The 16,053-nt window shown below is 61.0% G+C and carries 17 protein-coding genes; 9 read left to right on the top strand and 8 right to left on the bottom strand.

Features of this window, described 5'->3' with window-relative positions; all coding sequences use genetic code 11:
• Positions 1 to 205 precede the first annotated feature (205 nt).
• From ACIOTN_RS17625 to ACIOTN_RS17655, 7 genes are all read left to right on the top strand, one after another.
• On the top strand, positions 206 to 2,179 hold the full coding sequence (locus ACIOTN_RS17625; protein WP_105662699.1) for a M13 family metallopeptidase: 1,974 nt from the start codon (positions 206 to 208) through the stop codon (positions 2,177 to 2,179).
• Between the two features lie 138 nt (positions 2,180 to 2,317).
• Entirely contained in the window at positions 2,318 to 3,832 is a 1,515-nt protein-coding gene (gene lysS, locus ACIOTN_RS17630) for a lysine--tRNA ligase (protein ID WP_402735835.1), read from the top strand.
• Between the two features lie 2 nt (positions 3,833 to 3,834).
• Positions 3,835 to 4,002: a hypothetical protein gene (locus tag ACIOTN_RS17635; RefSeq protein WP_166650875.1), complete on the top strand. Its 168-nt coding sequence runs from the start codon at positions 3,835 to 3,837 to the stop codon at positions 4,000 to 4,002.
• A 137-nt stretch (positions 4,003 to 4,139) separates the two neighbouring features.
• The gene (locus ACIOTN_RS17640; RefSeq protein WP_105659017.1) at positions 4,140 to 4,460 is read left to right on the top strand and encodes an Lsr2 family protein; all 321 of its coding nucleotides are present in this window, start codon (positions 4,140 to 4,142) and stop codon (positions 4,458 to 4,460) included.
• 269 nt (positions 4,461 to 4,729) lie between these two features.
• Positions 4,730 to 7,243, top strand: a complete 2,514-nt coding sequence (locus ACIOTN_RS17645; protein ID WP_105659016.1) for an ATP-dependent Clp protease ATP-binding subunit — start codon at positions 4,730 to 4,732, stop codon at positions 7,241 to 7,243.
• Positions 7,244 to 7,333: 90 nt separating this feature from the next.
• Positions 7,334 to 7,465: a hypothetical protein gene (locus ACIOTN_RS17650; protein ID WP_402735836.1), complete on the top strand. Its 132-nt coding sequence runs from the start codon at positions 7,334 to 7,336 to the stop codon at positions 7,463 to 7,465.
• A 24-nt stretch (positions 7,466 to 7,489) separates the two neighbouring features.
• Positions 7,490 to 7,801, top strand: a complete 312-nt coding sequence (locus ACIOTN_RS17655; protein ID WP_402735837.1) for a hypothetical protein — start codon at positions 7,490 to 7,492, stop codon at positions 7,799 to 7,801.
• A 32-nt stretch (positions 7,802 to 7,833) separates the two neighbouring features.
• Here the strand turns inward: ACIOTN_RS17655 and ACIOTN_RS17660 are convergent, their stop codons facing one another.
• From ACIOTN_RS17660 to ACIOTN_RS17675, 4 genes are read right to left on the bottom strand one after another with little or no spacing between them, the layout of a single operon-like run.
• Positions 7,834 to 8,280 carry an iron chaperone gene (locus tag ACIOTN_RS17660; RefSeq protein WP_105659014.1) on the bottom strand — a complete coding sequence of 149 codons (447 nt, stop codon included), beginning with the start codon at positions 8,278 to 8,280 and terminating at the stop codon, positions 7,834 to 7,836.
• A complete protein-coding gene (locus tag ACIOTN_RS17665) occupies positions 8,277 to 8,699 on the bottom strand; it encodes a VOC family protein (protein ID WP_105659013.1) in 423 nt (140 codons plus the stop codon). The genes ACIOTN_RS17660 and ACIOTN_RS17665 overlap by 4 nt, the downstream gene beginning before the upstream one ends.
• A gap of 48 nt (positions 8,700 to 8,747) precedes the next feature.
• A complete protein-coding gene (locus ACIOTN_RS17670) occupies positions 8,748 to 9,092 on the bottom strand; it encodes a helix-turn-helix transcriptional regulator (RefSeq protein ID WP_219844379.1) in 345 nt (114 codons plus the stop codon).
• Positions 9,093 to 9,149: 57 nt separating this feature from the next.
• The gene (locus ACIOTN_RS17675; RefSeq protein ID WP_402474067.1) at positions 9,150 to 10,367 is read right to left on the bottom strand and encodes an MFS transporter; all 1,218 of its coding nucleotides are present in this window, start codon (positions 10,365 to 10,367) and stop codon (positions 9,150 to 9,152) included.
• A 130-nt stretch (positions 10,368 to 10,497) separates the two neighbouring features.
• Between ACIOTN_RS17675 and ACIOTN_RS17680 the strand changes: the two genes are divergently transcribed.
• On the top strand, positions 10,498 to 11,007 hold the full coding sequence (locus tag ACIOTN_RS17680) for an amino-acid N-acetyltransferase (RefSeq protein WP_105659010.1): 510 nt from the start codon (positions 10,498 to 10,500) through the stop codon (positions 11,005 to 11,007).
• A gap of 5 nt (positions 11,008 to 11,012) precedes the next feature.
• Here ACIOTN_RS17680 and ACIOTN_RS17685 read toward each other — a convergent pair whose 3' ends face one another.
• Both ACIOTN_RS17685 and ACIOTN_RS17690 read right to left on the bottom strand, forming a co-directional pair.
• The gene (locus ACIOTN_RS17685; protein ID WP_400291534.1) at positions 11,013 to 11,813 is read right to left on the bottom strand and encodes a DUF1206 domain-containing protein; all 801 of its coding nucleotides are present in this window, start codon (positions 11,811 to 11,813) and stop codon (positions 11,013 to 11,015) included.
• A gap of 64 nt (positions 11,814 to 11,877) precedes the next feature.
• Positions 11,878 to 12,786, bottom strand: coding sequence for an A/G-specific adenine glycosylase (locus ACIOTN_RS17690; protein ID WP_402474070.1), 909 nt, complete (start codon positions 12,784 to 12,786; stop codon positions 11,878 to 11,880).
• A gap of 123 nt (positions 12,787 to 12,909) precedes the next feature.
• Here ACIOTN_RS17690 and ACIOTN_RS17695 point away from each other — a divergent pair, with 123 nt between their 5' ends.
• Entirely contained in the window at positions 12,910 to 13,527 is a 618-nt protein-coding gene (locus ACIOTN_RS17695; RefSeq protein WP_402735838.1) for a hypothetical protein, read from the top strand.
• A gap of 6 nt (positions 13,528 to 13,533) precedes the next feature.
• On the opposite strand, the gene disA is transcribed toward ACIOTN_RS17695, so the two are convergent.
• Entirely contained in the window at positions 13,534 to 14,607 is a 1,074-nt protein-coding gene (gene disA, locus ACIOTN_RS17700) for a DNA integrity scanning diadenylate cyclase DisA (RefSeq protein WP_105659006.1), read from the bottom strand.
• Between the two features lie 34 nt (positions 14,608 to 14,641).
• Complete coding sequence (gene radA, locus ACIOTN_RS17705) at positions 14,642 to 16,036, bottom strand: DNA repair protein RadA (RefSeq protein WP_105659005.1); 1,395 nt, start codon at positions 16,034 to 16,036, stop codon at positions 14,642 to 14,644.
• Between the last annotated feature and the right edge of the window lie 17 nt (positions 16,037 to 16,053).

Consider the following 16,053-nt stretch of genomic DNA (forward strand, 5'->3'; position numbering starts at 1 on the left):
TGAGGGTGTGGGAGAGTAGGTCACCGCCGGACTTAACTTGAGTAGATGGTTTGAGGCCCTGGTACCGTTTGGTGCCGGGGCCTCACCTGTTTAACTTGACTATTTAAGCCGTACGCGCATCGGCCGTCCTCACCCTTCCTATCTTCATGGAAGTAGATAAGGTGTGTAGTAGAAATAACAAGATCTTCTACACGAGGGGCTTTCCTTGACCACCGAGACTACGAGTCCACTGACATACCGCGACGATTCAATTCGTCCCCAGGACGATCTCTACCGCCATAGCAATGGCAAGTGGTTCGAGACAGCAACAATTCCAGGAGATCAAGGAATTTACGGTTCCTTCATGGAACTCCGCGACCAGGCTGAGGCTGCGGTCCACGGAATCATTAATGAAGCAGTGCAGAAGGTCGATTCCGGTGCAGAAACTGACGCCGCCACCCAGCGCATTGCCCGCCTCTACAGCTCATTCATGAATGAAGCCGTTATCGAAGAACGCGGTGCCGATCCGGTTGCTGTCTTCTTGAATACTATTTCGGATATCCAGAGCACCGAACAGCTGCTCGAAGTATGCGGTTTCTTCCAGCGCAAAGGCATCAGCGGCTTCATGGATATCGGCGCGATGAACGACGCCGGCAATCCGGACCGGAACCTGCTGACCTTCCTGCAAGGCGGACTGGGCCTGCCTGATGAGTCCTACTATCGCGAAGAGCAGTTCGCTGAAACCGTATCCGACTACCAGGACCACCTTGGCCGCCTGCTGGCCCTTGGCGGTATTGCTGATGCCGAAGCCGCGGCCGCACATGTCGTAGCGCTCGAGAAGGCCATGGCCTCGCATCACTGGGACCGGGTCAAGGTCCGCGATGCTCAGGCACGCTACAACCTGATGTCCGATGAGGAGCTTTCCGCGCTTTTCCCGGGTGTGAGGACCTGGCTGGCTGGCGCCGGCATTGAGCCGAAGTACTACAGCGAAGTTGTCGTCTGGCAGCCAAGCTACCTTCAGGGATTGTCTGAGCTATTCGGCTCCCAGCCGCTGGATGCCTGGAAGAACTGGTTGCGGGTCCAGGTGCTGCGCTCGTTCGCTCCCTACTTGTCCAGCGCATTCGTCAATGAGAATTTCTCCTTCTACTCGGCCAAGCTCGGTGGCGTGGAACAGCTCAAGGAACGCTGGAAGCGAGGTGTCGCATTCACCGAAGGTGCTGTAGGCGAAGACATCGGGCAGCTGTACGTGGCTGAGCACTTCCCTGCAGAGGCCAAGGACGCCATGGACGCGCTGGTTCAACGGCTCATCGAGGCTTACCGCATCTCGATCAGCGAACTGTCCTGGATGGGCCCGGAGACCATCGAAAAGGCACTGGATAAGCTTTCCAAGTTCCGTCCGAAGATCGGCTACCCGAACCAATGGATCGACTACTCTGCCATCCAGGCTGATGAACTGGACGTCATCGCGAATATTGCCTCGGCGAACGAATTCGAGTTCGCTCGTGAATTGAAGAAGATCGATGACGGCGTGGATCGCGAACTGTGGTTCATGTTCCCCCAGACGGTGAACGCCTACTACCACCCGCTGCTGAATGAAATCGCGTTCCCAGCGGCAATCCTGCGCCCGCCATTCTTCGACGTGAACCGCGACATCGCCTCGAATTTCGGCGGCATCGGCGCGGTCATCGGCCACGAAATCGGCCACGGCTTCGATGACCAGGGCTCGCAGTTCGATGGCACTGGCCAGTTGACCAATTGGTGGACCGATGAGGACCGGGCTTCCTTCGAGAAGCTGACCGCCAAGCTGGTGGACCAGTACAACGCGCTGTCCCCTTCAGAAGCCCCGGAACACAACGTCAACGGTGCACTGACCTTGGGCGAGAACATCGGCGACCTCGGTGGCCTGGGCATTGCCTACAAGGCCTACAAGCTCGAGTTGGCCGCCCTTGGCATACAGGAAGATGAAGTGATCGACGGCATCACCGGAGACCAGCGCTTCTTCTACTCCTGGGCCGAATGCTGGCGCACGCTGATTCGTCCGGAGACCGCGGTGGTACGCGTGACCACCGACCCGCATGCACCCGGGGAGTTCCGCTGCAACCAGGTTCCGAAGAACCTGGCATCCTTCCACGAGGCCTTCGGCACCAAGCCCGGCGATGGCATGTGGCTGGATCCAGCTGACCGCGTAGAAATCTGGTAAACCGCATAACTGAATGGATAGGGCAGGGGCAAAGCCAGCTTTGCCCCTGCCCTATCCTGCGTTACGGGCCAAGATCACTGTGTAAGGCTGATCATGAAGGGCTTCAACTGCACGCCATGACACGTAGAATGGTCTATTGTGACTTCCGAAAATAATTCCGCACAGGCCCCAGATCCAAACGACCAGCGACAGGTGCGCACCGATAAGCGCAACCAGCTGCTGGCCAAGGGCGAGGAAGCCTACCCGGTAGGCATAGCTCGCACCCACTCGTTGCAGGAAATCCGCGACAAGTACGAGCACCTCGAAGCTGGTGAAGAGACCGAAGACGTCGTCGGCATTGTCGGCCGCATCGTTTTCATGCGCAACACCGGCAAGCTGTGCTTCGCCACCTTGCAGGAAGGCGGCCAGAAGGGCGAAGGGGTTCGCCTGCAGGTCATGCTCTCGCTTGCCAACGTTGGCGAAGAGCGCCTGGCCCAGTGGAAGTCGCTCGTCGATCTGGGCGACCATGTGTTCGTGACCGGCAAGGTCATCTCCTCGCGCCGCGGCGAGCTGTCCATCATGGCAGACGCTTGGGAAATGGCTTCCAAGGCCCTGCGCCCACTGCCGGTGCTGCACGCCGATCTGAATGAAGAGACCCGCGTGCGCCAGCGCTACGCCGATTTGATCGTGCGCAACGAGGCCCGCGAAATGGTCTTCAAGCGCGCCGCGATCGTCCGCGCCGTACGCAACACCCTGGAGAACCGCGGCTACGTCGAGGTTGAGACCCCGATGCTGCAGCTGGTTCACGGTGGCGCTTCGGCCCGTCCATTCAAGACGCACCTGAACGCCTTTGACCAGGAAATGACCCTGCGCATCGCAACCGAGCTGTACCTCAAGCGGTGCGTCGTTGGCGGTGTCGACCGCGTCTTCGAGGTGGGGCGCATCTTCCGCAACGAGGGTGTCGACTCGACCCACTCGCCGGAATTCACCACCTTGGAATCCTACGAAGCCTACGCCGACCAGTACGTCATGGCCGATCGCATCAAGGAAATCATTCTCAATGCCGCTGATGCCATTGGCGCCGGCCGCACCATCGAGACCCCCAAGGGCACCGCTAACTTGGACGGCGAATGGCGCTGGGTCAGCGTCTACCCTGGCCTGTCCGAAGCTGTCGGCGTGGAGATCACCCCGGAAACCGAAGCTTCGATACTGCGCGAAGTCGCTGCGAAGCACGAAGTGAAGATCGATCCAGCCTGGGGCGCCCAGAAGCTGGTCATCGAGCTGTTCGGCGAAATCGTCGAGCCGACCTTGATCGACCCGACCTTCGTGTGCGACTACCCGCCACTGGCACAGCCGCTGGCACGCCCGCATCGCTCGAAGCCGGGAGTCATCGAGGCCTGGGACCTGGTCATCGGCGGCATGGAGCGCGGTACCGCGTTCTCCGAGCTGATTGACCCGGTGATCCAGCGCGAGCGCCTGACCGAGCAGTCCCTGATGGCTGCTGGCGGCGACCCAGAAGCAATGCAGCTTGATGAAGACTTCCTTCGTGCATTGGAATACGGTGCACCGCCGATGGGCGGTATCGGTTTAGGTATCGATCGTCTGGTTATGCTTTTCACCAACGTCGGTATTCGTGAAACTATTCTGTTCCCACTCCTAAAGCCGGAGGCATAGGAATGCCATATATTGAGGCGATCGTCCCGACAATCGGCCTGGCGCTGCTTTTCTGGTACGTGATGAAAGCAATTACAAACGCGGATCGAAAAGAACGCCAAGCTGAAGCTGAAGCTGATGCGCTAATTCAAAATCGCTCGGATTCTAATAATCCAGTAAACGAGAATTAGTCTTTCCTGAAAGAACCTTGTGAATTCTGATGATAATTAGAGTTTAGTGCGGCTATTTGTATATGCTTGTTGTTTGAAATGGGCTGATGATCGAATGTCAGTTGGTCCAGTACATTCAAGCTCGGAGGAATTCCTAAATGGCACGTCAGGTTCAAATTGCCCTGATCGACGATATTGATGGTAGCGAGGCGACTGAATCTATTGCATTCAGCGTCGCTGGTCAGCATTTTGAAATCGACCTGAACGACGAGCATGCTGCTCAGTTCCATGCAGCCATCGAGCCGTACATCGATGCGGCGCGCTCGTCGAAGCAGACTGCAGCGAGCGAAGCTCCAGCAATCCGCGCATGGGCGAAGGAAAACAACATCAAGGTCAACGCACGCGGACGCCTTAATGCAGAAGTTGTAGATGCCTACAATGCTGCAATGCGCAAGGGCGGGCGAAACCGCGCGAAGTAATTTGCGGGGTTTTCAACAAGTCTCAATATAAGAGCCGGCACGCAATGCGTGCCGGCTCTTATTCTTATAACGACGTTCGTAATTCATCCAATACTTTCATTGAACATCGCAATATTGGTGAGCCAAGTAAATCCGGAAATTAATTGCACCTCAATTACGGATTTCCGGTACCAGGGGACCGCTTCGGTTATCCCTGTGGCGAACAAGGGCGCATTGCCGGCGCTTGGTGCGTAGCATCGAATTATTGGTAAGCAAGGAGTGTGCCGAAGATGTTTGAGAGATTTACCGACCGTGCCCGTCGAGTTGTCGTGCTCGCCCAAGAAGAGGCGCGCATGCTCAACCACAACTACATCGGCACCGAGCACCTGTTGCTCGGTCTAATCCACGAAGGCGACGGTGTCGCCGCAAAGGCGCTTGAGTCGCTGAATATTTCGCTGGGTGCCGTTCGTGAGCAGGTTCAGGAGATTATCGGCAAGGGCCAGCAGGCGCCTTCCGGTCATATCCCGTTCACTCCTCGCGCCAAGAAGGTTTTGGAGCTCTCGCTGCGCGAAGCGCTGCAGCTGGGGCATAACTACATTGGTACCGAGCACATCCTGCTCGGCCTGATCCGCGAGGGCGAGGGCGTCGCAGCCCAGGTCCTGGTGAAATTGGGTGCTGACCTCGGTCGCGTGCGCCAGCAGGTCATCCAGCTGCTCTCGGGCTACCAGGGCGGCAAGGAAACTGCCTCCGCTGGCGTCAGCTCGGGCGGACAGCAGGAAGGCACCCCGGCAGGCTCGGCGGTGCTCGACCAGTTCGGCCGCAACCTCACCGCAGCTGCCCGCGAGGGCAAGCTCGATCCAGTGATTGGCCGCGAGCACGAGATGGAACGCGTCATGCAGGTCCTCTCGCGCCGTACCAAGAACAACCCGGTGCTGATCGGCGAGCCTGGTGTCGGCAAGACCGCAGTCGTCGAGGGCCTGGCCCAGTCGATCGTGCGTGGCGATGTGCCCGAGACCATCAAGGACAAGCAGCTGTACACCCTGGACCTCGGTTCCCTGGTGGCCGGCTCCCGCTACCGCGGCGACTTCGAGGAACGCCTGAAGAAGGTCCTCAAGGAAATCCGCACCCGTGGCGATATCATCCTGTTCATCGACGAGATCCACACCCTCGTTGGTGCTGGTGCCGCCGAGGGCGCCATCGATGCCGCGTCGATCCTCAAGCCGATGCTGGCTCGTGGCGAACTGCAGACCATCGGTGCCACCACCTTGGATGAGTACCGCAAGAATATCGAGAAGGATGCAGCGCTTGAGCGCCGCTTCCAGCCGATCCAGGTCAAGGAGCCTTCGGTAGAGCTGACCACGCAGATCCTGCGTGGCCTGCGCGACCGCTACGAGGCGCACCACCGCGTGACCATCACCGATGGTGCACTGCAGGCCGCTGCCACGCTGGCGCACCGCTACATCTCCGATCGCTTCCTGCCGGACAAGGCCGTGGACCTGATCGACGAGGCGGGCGCACGCCTGCGCATCCAGCGCATGACCGCTCCTCCGGCCTTGAAGGAAATGGACGAGGAAATCGCCACCGTGCGCCTGGAGAAGGAAGCTGCGATTGACGCGCAGGACTTCGAAGGGGCTGCCTCGCTGCGCGATAAGGAATCCAAGCTGATTGAGGCCCGCAACGAGAAGGAGAAGTCCTGGCGCAATGGCGACATGGACGAAGTCTCCGAGGTGACTGAGGACCTTATTGCCGAGGTACTTGCCAACTCAACCGGCATCCCGGTTGTGAAGCTGACCGAGGAAGAGTCCACGCGCCTGCTGAACATGGAAGACGAGCTGCACAAGCGCGTCATCGGCCAGGACTCGGCGATCAAGGCCATCTCCCAGGCGATCCGCCGTACCCGTGCAGGCCTGAAGGATCCGAACCGCCCAGGTGGTTCGTTCATCTTCGCCGGCCCAACCGGTGTAGGCAAGACCGAGCTGGCCAAGGCGCTGGCAGAGTTCCTCTTCGGTGAAGAAGACGCGCTGATCACCCTGGACATGTCCGAATACTCGGAGAAGCACACCGTTTCCCGGCTCTTCGGTGCTCCTCCGGGCTACGTCGGCTACGAAGAGGGCGGGCAGCTGACCGAGAAGGTCCGCCGCCGTCCGTTCTCCGTAGTGCTCTTCGACGAGGTCGAGAAGGCGCATGCCGACTTGTTCAACTCATTGCTGCAGATCCTGGAAGACGGCCGCTTGACCGACTCCCAGGGCCGTGTGGTGGACTTCAAGAACACCATCATCATCATGACCACCAACCTCGGTACCCGCGACATCTCCAAGGGTGTGATGACCGGCTTCCAGTCGGCCGCGGATACCAAGACCGGTTACGAGCGCATGCAGGCCAAGGTCCAGGAAGAACTGCGTCAGCATTTCCGCCCTGAATTCCTGAACCGTGTTGATGACACCGTGGTCTTCCCGCAGCTGAACCAGGACGAGATCGAAGAAATCGTCGACCTGTTCATCGCACGCCTGGCCAAGCGCCTGGAAGAACGCGAGATCACCATCGAGCTGACCCAGGCTGCCCGCAGCCTGCTGGCCCAGCGCGGTTACGATCCAGCAATGGGTGCCCGCCCGCTGCGCCGCACCATCCAGCGCGATATCGAGGACCAGCTCTCCGAGCGCATCCTCTTCAGCCAGATCGTTGCGGGCCAGAAGGTCACCGTCGACGTCGAGGGCGAAGGCGAGAGCCGCAAGTTCGTCTTCCACGCTGAAGGCGGCACCGGCCAGCTGGAAGGCGAGCCGGCACCGGCAGCACTGGAAAGCTAGGCCGCAGAGGCATAACCCATAGCCGTGGAACTGACAACGTTCAGTTCCACGGCTATTGGCTTTAATCCGGCCATGTCGTAGGCTCAACACATGAAGAAACGAAGCAAAGGGCAACAGCTGATTGCCGCTTCCTGCCTCGCAGTCATGGCCTATTCAGCCCTGTACCTTCTCCTCCGTCCCCAGCTTCCTGGACAATTGGTGCGCCATGCCGGCACCGACTGAGCCGGATACGGCCCAACGTGGCTGGTGGTGCTGGTGATTGGTGCCGCGGGCACGCTCAGTATTGCCATCGGCATCATTGTCTACCGCGACTTCACCTCATTGGGGCACTGGAACCCGGGACCGAAATCGATTGTGGTCTGCTTCCTGGCCGCTGGCTTCGGAATCCTCGGACTGGGCGCTGCCATGCTTCTCGCTGCCATGGGAGAAGACGCCGCGCAGCAAGGCACCCTGCCTATTGGCATGGGACTGCTTGGGCTGATCGGGGTCTTCGCGCTTTCCGCCTCGCTGCTGGCAAAGGCATTGCCCCAGGCGGAGCAAGAAAGCCTCGACGCCTGAAGAGCAATCGATTCCCTCCGGGCGTGCTGGGCTTAGCGGGCCACCGCCTTGGCTACTAACTCGGCAAGCATTTCTTCGAGTTGCCCATCAAGCGCGGTAATGGCGAACGAGGTGGGCCATAGGGTGCCCTCATCCAGCTGCGCAACATCGTTGAAGCCGAAAGTCAGGTAGCGGGTACCGAACTTCTTGGCATCCTGCATGAAGCACAAGATCTTGCCGTCCAAAGCGTAAGCGGGCATGCCATACCAGGTTTTCGGCTCCAATTCCGGAGCCGTCTCGGTGATGATCCGGTGCAGCTTCTGCGCAAGCACCTTGTCGTTGCCCTCGAAGGAAGCAATCTTCTCTTCCACTTCCTTGCGGGCCTGTTCCGCCTTCTCGGCTTTGGTCATGCGCTTCTTCGAAGTGCGCACCTCAGCGGCCCGCTCTTTCATCGCGGCCTTCTCGGCGGCTGAAAAGCCTTCTTGTTCTGAACTGCTCATGCTTCTTCTCCCTGAACTGCTTGGTTGATACGGACCATATTTCCCGAAGGATCGCGGAAGGCGCAATCGCGCGGACCCCACGGTTGGTCCATTGGCTCCTGCAGGACTTCAGCGCCCGACGCGCTCAAAGTTTCAAAGACCTTGTCCAGATCATTGGTGGACAGCACCAGCGGGCCGATCGCGCCCTTGGCTACCAGCTCGGCCAAGGCCTGCGCATCGGCAGCTGACCGGCCAGCGCCCGGAGCCGAAAGCACCAGGCTGGTGCCGGCGCCGTCGGAGCCGCCAAGGGACACCCAGCGGAAGCCGCCGTTGGCGACATCGGAGAGGACCGTGAAGCCCAGCGCATCGCGGTAGAACGCGAGCGCCTCATCCACATCGAGCACGGTCAAAGGGACATGATTGATTGAAATGCTTGCCATGGCTCCAGCCTAGGGAGCGCCGACCAGATAGCGCTTCTTCAAAACTGCTCAGAATCTCTCGGGACGCAAAAGGATCTTGGCGATGCAGGCAGGGATCTGCTCGGTGGCTGAATGGTCCCGTTCCCGGTATGACGAGGGAGTTTCGCCGACCACTTCGGTGAAGCGCGTGCTGAAGGAACCCAGAGAGGTCCATCCCACTTGCATGCAAGCATCTGTTACCGAGACCGATGCGCGCAGCAGATGCATGGCGCGCTCGATACGGCGGGTGAGCAAATAGGCATGCGGGGTTTCGCCATAGGCCCGCTTGAACTCCCTGGAAAAATGAGCAGGAGACATGGAAGCACGCTGGGCCAACGCAGGCACATCCAATGGTTCCGCATAGTGCCGGTCCATCAGGTCCCTGGCCCGGCGCAGGTGCGCCAGGGTTTTCAGCGCTTCGGCATCCACCGGCTAGCCCCGGTTCCTGGCTCGCAGGACAAGGAATGCACCCAGCACCGTTGAGCACAGGTAGATCCCGGTGACGGTGATCCAGCCCGCGGTGAAGCCACCGGCCGAGCCGACCAGCAGGCCCATGGCCAAGGGCCCCACGGTGAAACCGCCAAACTGGCCCGCCGAGACGATTCCGCTGGCACTTCCCAGGCGGCTTGCGGGGATCACCCGCAGCAAGCCCGCCATCAGCACTACCGAAACTCCCAGGGCCGAGGCCCCGTGCAGGCAGACCGCTAGCCAGAGCAAGGCCACCGAGTGCAGCTGCTGGGCCATCAGGAAGCTGGCACCGCCCGCAGTGGCCAGCGACGCCAGCAGCAGCAAGAGCTTAGGCGCTGATACGCCGCGTGACATCATCTGCCCCCATCCGACGCGGGCGGAAACGCCAATGACGCCAGCGACCGCGGCGGTCAGGCCGCCAGCCACCAAGGAGAAGTCCAGCTCGCGGACCGCAAAGAGCGCCAGGTAGACGTTGGTTGCCTGTACGCCGACACCGTTGATGAAACCGAATAGGGCCAGCGCAAAAATGACGAACTTCGTGGAGGGGGCGGCCGCAGCCACCGGCTGGCTCGCGCCCGCTGCCGCCTTCTGCGGGGCAGGCGCGGCGAGCATGGGGGATGCGCGGATAACCCGTACAGCGATCACCGCGAGGACCGCGGCGAGCACGGCGCCGGCCAGCGATGCTCCGTTCCAGCCAATGAATGCAGCCAGCAGCGGGAACCCCACGCTGCCTACGAGCTGCGAAACCTGCACGCCAGACTGCTTGATGCCAGTCCACGTGATGCGCTGGGCACTAGGGACGCGCTGGGCCAGAATGCGGTTGGTGACCCCGTTGGGGAATGACTGGGCGAAGCCGGCCAGGCCGGAAGCCGCCAGGAGCAAGACGTAGCCTGCGGGAATGGCTGCCAAGCCCAGCGCGACCGCCGTCGTGCCGAAGATCAGCAGGATCAGCCTGGTATCCGGTTGCCTGTCGGAGAACTTCCCGAAGACGGCGTTACCCAGTGCGGCGCAGCCGAAGCACACTGTCGCCAACAGGCCGAACTGGGATTCGGTGATTCCCAAATCCCTGATGACCAGGTCGCTGGTGGCGTTCAACCCGTAATTAAGCAGGGGAGCGATGCCGACGGCGGATAGGAGGATGGCAAGCAACCCGAATCCGGGGCGTGCTGTTCTAGCTGGCATCCTCATCCTTGCTCCAATGCGACTTCAATGTTCAAGTTTATCTTGGCACGCCGTGTTGCGGGATGTTCCTTCAATGACATATCCGGCATCTGCTTCGATTCTGCAAACGGTGGGGCATAGGATTTAGAACGTGAACTCTTTTACCGTCCGCTCAGCCAGAACCAGTGATGTCAACGCTATCCGCAATCTTGTGCGCCCGTTGGCCGAGGAACGGATCCTGCTGGATAAGGAAGCGGTCACCTACTACGAGTCCATCCAGGAATTCCTGGTTGCCGAGGACGCGGACGGCAATGTTGTCGGCTGCGGCGGTTTGCACGTCATCTGGGAAGACATCGCCGAAATCCGTACCTTGGCGACCTCGGGCGAGCTGCGTGGCAAGGGCGTAGGCCATGTCCTGCTCTCCGAACTCTTGGAACGTGCCCGGGAAGTCGGGGTTGGCCGCGTCTTCTGCCTGACCTTCGAAGTGGATTTCTTCATACGCCAAGGCTTCAAGGTGATGGCTGACCAGAGCGCCGTGGATCCAGCGGTATACCAGGAGATCCTGCTCTCCCGGGATGAGGGCGTTGCTGAATTCCTGGACCTCGCCCGCGTGAAGCCGAATACTTTGGGCAACACCCGCATGATTATTACGCTGGACTGATACTTCTAGTCCATCCGGTCGTAGCGCGCACGGAATACCAGGTACAGCGCGTAGCAAACCAGGCCCGCACCGATAGCAACCAGGGCAACCGGCCCAAACGGCTGATCCTGGATGGCCTTCAGCGCGCCATCAATGCCGCTGGCCTCTTCCGGGTCGCGCTGTACCGTGGCCACGATGAAGAGCAGGCCCACGGCACCGAGGACTACGCCCTTGGCAGGATAGCCCAGCATGCCCGAGTACTTGATCGCGCGCGATACCTCGGTATTTCCGGAACCGGAGAGATCCTTCAAGAACTTCCGGGTGGCACCCTTGTAGATGTAGTAGCCAGCCATGGCCAGCAGCCCCAGGCCCAAGGCGATCAGCAACCCCCGGCCAGGGCCGGTCTCCATCATTTCTCCGCTGAAGCTGGTGGCAGTCTTTCCCGAATCACTGGGAATTCCTACCGCAAACCGCCCAAAGGTGAAGCCGACAGCCAAGAATGATACGGAGATGGCCGCGGACTTGAGCCTGCCCTTCAGCTCGTTTTCGGGCAAGAAGACCTGCGCCAAGGACCATAGGCCCAGCAATAGTGCGCCGATTGCGCAGATCCACAGCAAGACCATGCCGAAAGGCTGCTCGGCCAAGGCGCCCATGGCTCCGCCCTGATCGGCTTCCGCCTTGCCGCCGGCAGCGACGAAAGCTGCGAGGATTCCCACGGTTGCGTGAAGTACGCCGTTGGCGACGTATCCCAGGCGTGCGGCGCGTTCGAACCATGGGTGCTTGGCTACGTGGCGAACAGCAGCGGCCGGATCAACTGAAGCGTTCATGGGCTAAGCATAGGTAGGCATCAGGGCATAAAGCTAGCCGCTTCTGGCTCGTTCCGGGCCGATGCTACGAAGGCAGGCGGATTCCATCTTCTTCGGCGATCGCCAGGCCATCTTTGAGCAGCCCGGCCAGTGCCCGTTCACGCTGCTCCAATGGTGCTTGCAGTTGGTCAAGCGCCACATACCTTGCATGCGATTCATGGGACAGTTCGGCCAGGAAGGACTGCTCTGGCACCGCCTGCTCATGCTCGCGCAGGATCGCCATGATGGCGCCGCGGACCTGCCGGTCCGTACCCTTCCAAGCTTGTCCCTTCGGGATGTAGTGCGGGGCCGGCTGCCCCTGGGCAATCCATGCGCACTGCTGGAAGACCGGGCATTGCTCGCACTTCGGGCTGCGAGCGGTGCACACCAGGGCACCGAGTTCCATTACCGAAATATTCCACAGATTCGCTGCCTGATGATCCTCGGGCTGGACTTCTCCAGCCCGGGCGAATTCACTGGCGCGCGGGCTTGGCTCGGGCAATGCCATGCCGCCGAAGAGCCGTGCATGCACGCGGCGAATATTCGTGTCCACGACAACGGTGCGCTCGCCGAAGGCAAAGCAGGCAATGGCGGCCGCGGTGTAGGAGCCGATGCCCGGCAAGGCCAGGAGCTCGGCTTCGGTGCGCGGGACTTCGCCGTTGTACTCGGTGGTGATCTCCACGGCGGCGGCATGCAAGCGCTGCGCGCGCCGCGGATAGCCCAGCCGTCCCCACGCTTTCAGTGCTTCGGACAGCGGTTCCGCAGCCAGATCCTGCGGCCGTGGCCAGCGGCGCATCCATTCTTCCCAAACCGGCAAGACACGAACTACCGGAGTCTGCTGGAGCATGAACTCGCTGACCATGACTTCCCAGCCGCTCACTCCGGGGCGTCGCCAAGGCAGGTCGCGGGCGTTCTCTAGGTACCAGGTGTTGATGGTGTTGTGGATTTGCTGCACCCCACCACTCTAAGCCAGCGCACCGTCCGCCCGGAATCAGCGGGAATGGATTGCAGAACGTGATTTGCCCCGGATCCTACGCCATTACCGGCTTCGGGCAGGCAAATGAATTAGCCTTAAGCCATGAGCAACGTATCAGGGGGGAAACCATCGGCCAGCGTCTACCGGCGCAGGCGGATCACCGTGGCAGTACTTGCCCTGGTGCTCGTCGGCCTGCTTGTCTGGGGCGTCGTTGCGCTGGCCGGATTGTTCTCCCCTGATGAGAAGAAAACTGCAGACAATGAGCCAAGCGCCCAGCAAACCCAGTCGGTTCCTTCGCCATCGCCAGAGCCGGAAGACGACGAAGCTGCGGCCAAGAAGTGCAAGAGCGACGAGGTCGAGATTACTGCGACTACCGATGCGAAAAGCTACGCCTCGGACAAGAAGCCGACCTTGCTGCTGGGCATCGAAAATGTTTCCAAGCGCGAATGCGAATTGAACGTCGGAACCACGCAGCAGGAGTTCCTGGTTTCCAGCGGCGCGGACCGCATCTTCTCCACCATCGATTGCCTGGACGGCGCAGAAGATGTGAACCTGGCCTTCAAGCCGGGGCAGAAGGAGAACGCGCGCTTCACCTGGAACCGCGAGCGTTCCGCTCCCGGTTGCAAGTCGGTCAGCGTGCAGCCGCGTCCGGGAACCTACAAGTTCACCGCGGCTATCGGCGACTTCGTTTCGGAGCCGGTCACCTTCACCTTGGAGTGAAAAGGCCTAGATGTAGCGATCCAGCAGCGAGGATTCGGCCATGCGGGCCAGCCCTTCCCGGATGGAGCGTGCACGCTGCTCGCCGACGCCCTCGATTTCCATGAGCTGGCTGGTGGACGCTGCCATGAGCAGCTGCAAGTTATCGAAGGACGCCACCAGGCGGTCCCCGACCAGCTTGGGCACCGTGCGGATCTGCGAAAGCAGGCGGTAGCCCTTCGGGGTCAGCTGGTCGTCTTGGCCAATGGTGGAGTGCGGGAACAGGATCTTGGTCAGGCCATCAAGCTCAATGAGCTGGGCATCGGAAACTTCATGCAGCGTCTCCAGGGCACGCTCGATATCCAGCTCCTGGCCTTCCGCGTCGGAATAGTCCCGCAGTAGCAACTGGTTATCCGCCTGGATGCCGGAGAGCAATTCCGCATGCTGGGCCGCCAGCAGGCGTCCATCGATGCCCAGCTCCAGCACGTAGCGGGAGATTTCTTCGCTGGTACGGCGCAGCATCTCGGTGCGCTGCAAGACAGCGAGCACTTCCCGCGCGGTGGCGACATCTTCAATTTCCGCAGCTGACAGGGCGCTGGTGACCTGGTCCAGGCGGTGGCGGTACCGTTCCAAGGTAGCAATAGCCTGGTTGCCGCGGGCCAGCAGGCGCTCGGCTGGCTCGAGCACATGGCGCTCGCCGTCGGCATAGAGGGTGATGGTCTGCATGGACTGCGAAACCGAAATCGTCGGGAACCCGGTTTGCGCGGCTACGCGTTCTGCCGTGCGGTGGCGGGTGCCGGACTCCTGGGTTTCAATCTGCGCATCCGGCATCAGCTGCACGCCGGCCTGCTGGATCTGGCGTCCTGTGCCGTCCAGAATGATCGCGCCGTCCATCTTGGCCAGTTCGCGGATGCGTGTAGGCGTGTATTCGGTGTTGATCCTGAAGCCGCCGGAGCTGATCGACTCCACGAGCCTGTCATGGCCCAGCACTATGAGAGCGCCAGTACGGCCGCGCTGGATCCGTTCAAGACCCTGGGCGAGCTCGGTACCCGGGGCAATCTGGGCCAGAACGGCAAGGAATCCGGGGGTTGGGTGCGCTTTCAACTTGCGTCCTTTCGGCGGGCAGCAACAATCAAGTTTATCCTGCGGGCTTCTGTCGCTGGTTAAACGCAATATCCAGCGCCTGCGCGATGTTCTCCACCTGGAATACGCGGATGCCCTCGGGGATATTCTTCAACGGTTCCGGGGTGGCCGGAGCCATCGCGAAAGAGAAGCCCAGACGCTGCGCCTCGGTGATGCGCCGTGAGATTTCCGGTACTTGCCGAACTTCGCCGGCCAAGCCGACTTCGCCGAAGGCCACGAAGTCCTGCGGCAGCGGGAATTCATTCATCGAAGAAGCCAATGCCAGCGCGCAGGCCAGATCCGAGGCGGGTTCGGCAATTTTCACGCCACCCACGGTGGCGATATACGAGTCCATGGACGACAGATCCATATGCGCGCGGGCCTGCAGCACCGCCACAACCATTTGCGCCCGCGCGGCATCCAAGCCACTGGTGGCCCGGCGGGCAGCAGGGGCATTGCTGCGCGAGAGCAAGGTCTGCACCTCGGCAACCAGCGGCCGGCGGCCCTCCATCGTGACGGTGATGCAGGTGCCCGGCACCGGGGTGCGGGTTCGGGTGACGAAAAGCTTGGAAGGATCGGTCAGCGATTCAATGCCGTCTTCATTCAAATCGAAGCAGCCCACCTCGTCGGTGGCTCCGTAGCGGTTCTTCAGCGCGCGCAGGATGCGCAACCGCGAATGCTTCTCGCCATCGAACTGGCAGACCACGTCCACCAGGTGCTCGAGCAGCCGTGGGCCGGCGACCGAACCTTCCTTGGTCACGTGGCCGACCATGATGGTGGACATGGCTCGGGTCTTGGCCGCGTTGATGATCGAGGCAGCGACTTCGCGCACCTGGGAAACGCCGCCGGCAGCGCCGTCCACCTCTGCCGAGGAGAAGGTCTGCACCGAGTCCAGGATCAGCAGCTGCGGATCGATCTCCTGGATCTGCCCCAAGGCCAGAGCCAGGTCGGTTTCGGCGGCCAGGAACAGCGTATCGGCGATGGCGTTGATGCGTTCGGCGCGGGACTTTACCTGCGCGGCGGACTCTTCACCGGTTAGATAGAGCACGCGCAAGCCGGTTTGCGCGGCTTTCGCGGCAACGTCCAAGAGCAGCGTGGACTTGCCCACGCCAGGTTCGCCGGCCAGCAGGATCGCGGCTGCCGGAACCAGGCCGCCACCGAGCACGCGGTCAAGTTCGGAGACGCCGCTGGGGCGGAAGGCCGCTTCGGAGCCGTCAATCTGCGCGATCGGCTTGGCTGGGTGGGCCACCTTGGCCGCGGCTACGGTACGGGCGGAGACGACACCCACTTCTTCGACAGTGCCCCAGGCCTGGCATTCGCCGCAGCGGCCCACCCACTTAATCGTGGTCCACCCGCATTCAGAGCATTTGAACGATGCGGAAGACTTGCTGCGAGTGGAGGTTTTGGCCATGGCTCAATGCTATCGAG

The organism is Glutamicibacter sp. NPDC087661 (genome assembly GCF_044743275.1).
Classification (GTDB): domain Bacteria; phylum Actinomycetota; class Actinomycetes; order Actinomycetales; family Micrococcaceae; genus Glutamicibacter.

Bases quoted from the DNA above. Each gene is read 5' to 3' on its own strand.
- ACIOTN_RS17635 (WP_166650875.1), top strand. From the start codon at position 3,835: ATGCCATATATTGAGGCGATCGTCCCGACAATCGGCCTGGCGCTGCTT.
- ACIOTN_RS17640 (WP_105659017.1), top strand. From the start codon at position 4,140: ATGGCACGTCAGGTTCAAATTGCCCTGATCGACGATATTGATGGTAGC.
- ACIOTN_RS17645 (WP_105659016.1), top strand. From the start codon at position 4,730: ATGTTTGAGAGATTTACCGACCGTGCCCGTCGAGTTGTCGTGCTCGCC.
- ACIOTN_RS17650 (WP_402735836.1), top strand. From the start codon at position 7,334: ATGAAGAAACGAAGCAAAGGGCAACAGCTGATTGCCGCTTCCTGCCTC.
- ACIOTN_RS17660 (WP_105659014.1), bottom strand. From the start codon at position 8,280: ATGAGCAGTTCAGAACAAGAAGGCTTTTCAGCCGCCGAGAAGGCCGCG.
- ACIOTN_RS17665 (WP_105659013.1), bottom strand. From the start codon at position 8,699: ATGGCAAGCATTTCAATCAATCATGTCCCTTTGACCGTGCTCGATGTG.
- ACIOTN_RS17670 (WP_219844379.1), bottom strand. From the start codon at position 9,092: ATGGACCGGCACTATGCGGAACCATTGGATGTGCCTGCGTTGGCCCAG.
- ACIOTN_RS17675 (WP_402474067.1), bottom strand. From the start codon at position 10,367: ATGCCAGCTAGAACAGCACGCCCCGGATTCGGGTTGCTTGCCATCCTC.
- ACIOTN_RS17685 (WP_400291534.1), bottom strand. From the start codon at position 11,813: ATGAACGCTTCAGTTGATCCGGCCGCTGCTGTTCGCCACGTAGCCAAG.
- ACIOTN_RS17695 (WP_402735838.1), top strand. From the start codon at position 12,910: ATGAGCAACGTATCAGGGGGGAAACCATCGGCCAGCGTCTACCGGCGC.
- radA (WP_105659005.1), bottom strand. From the start codon at position 16,036: ATGGCCAAAACCTCCACTCGCAGCAAGTCTTCCGCATCGTTCAAATGC.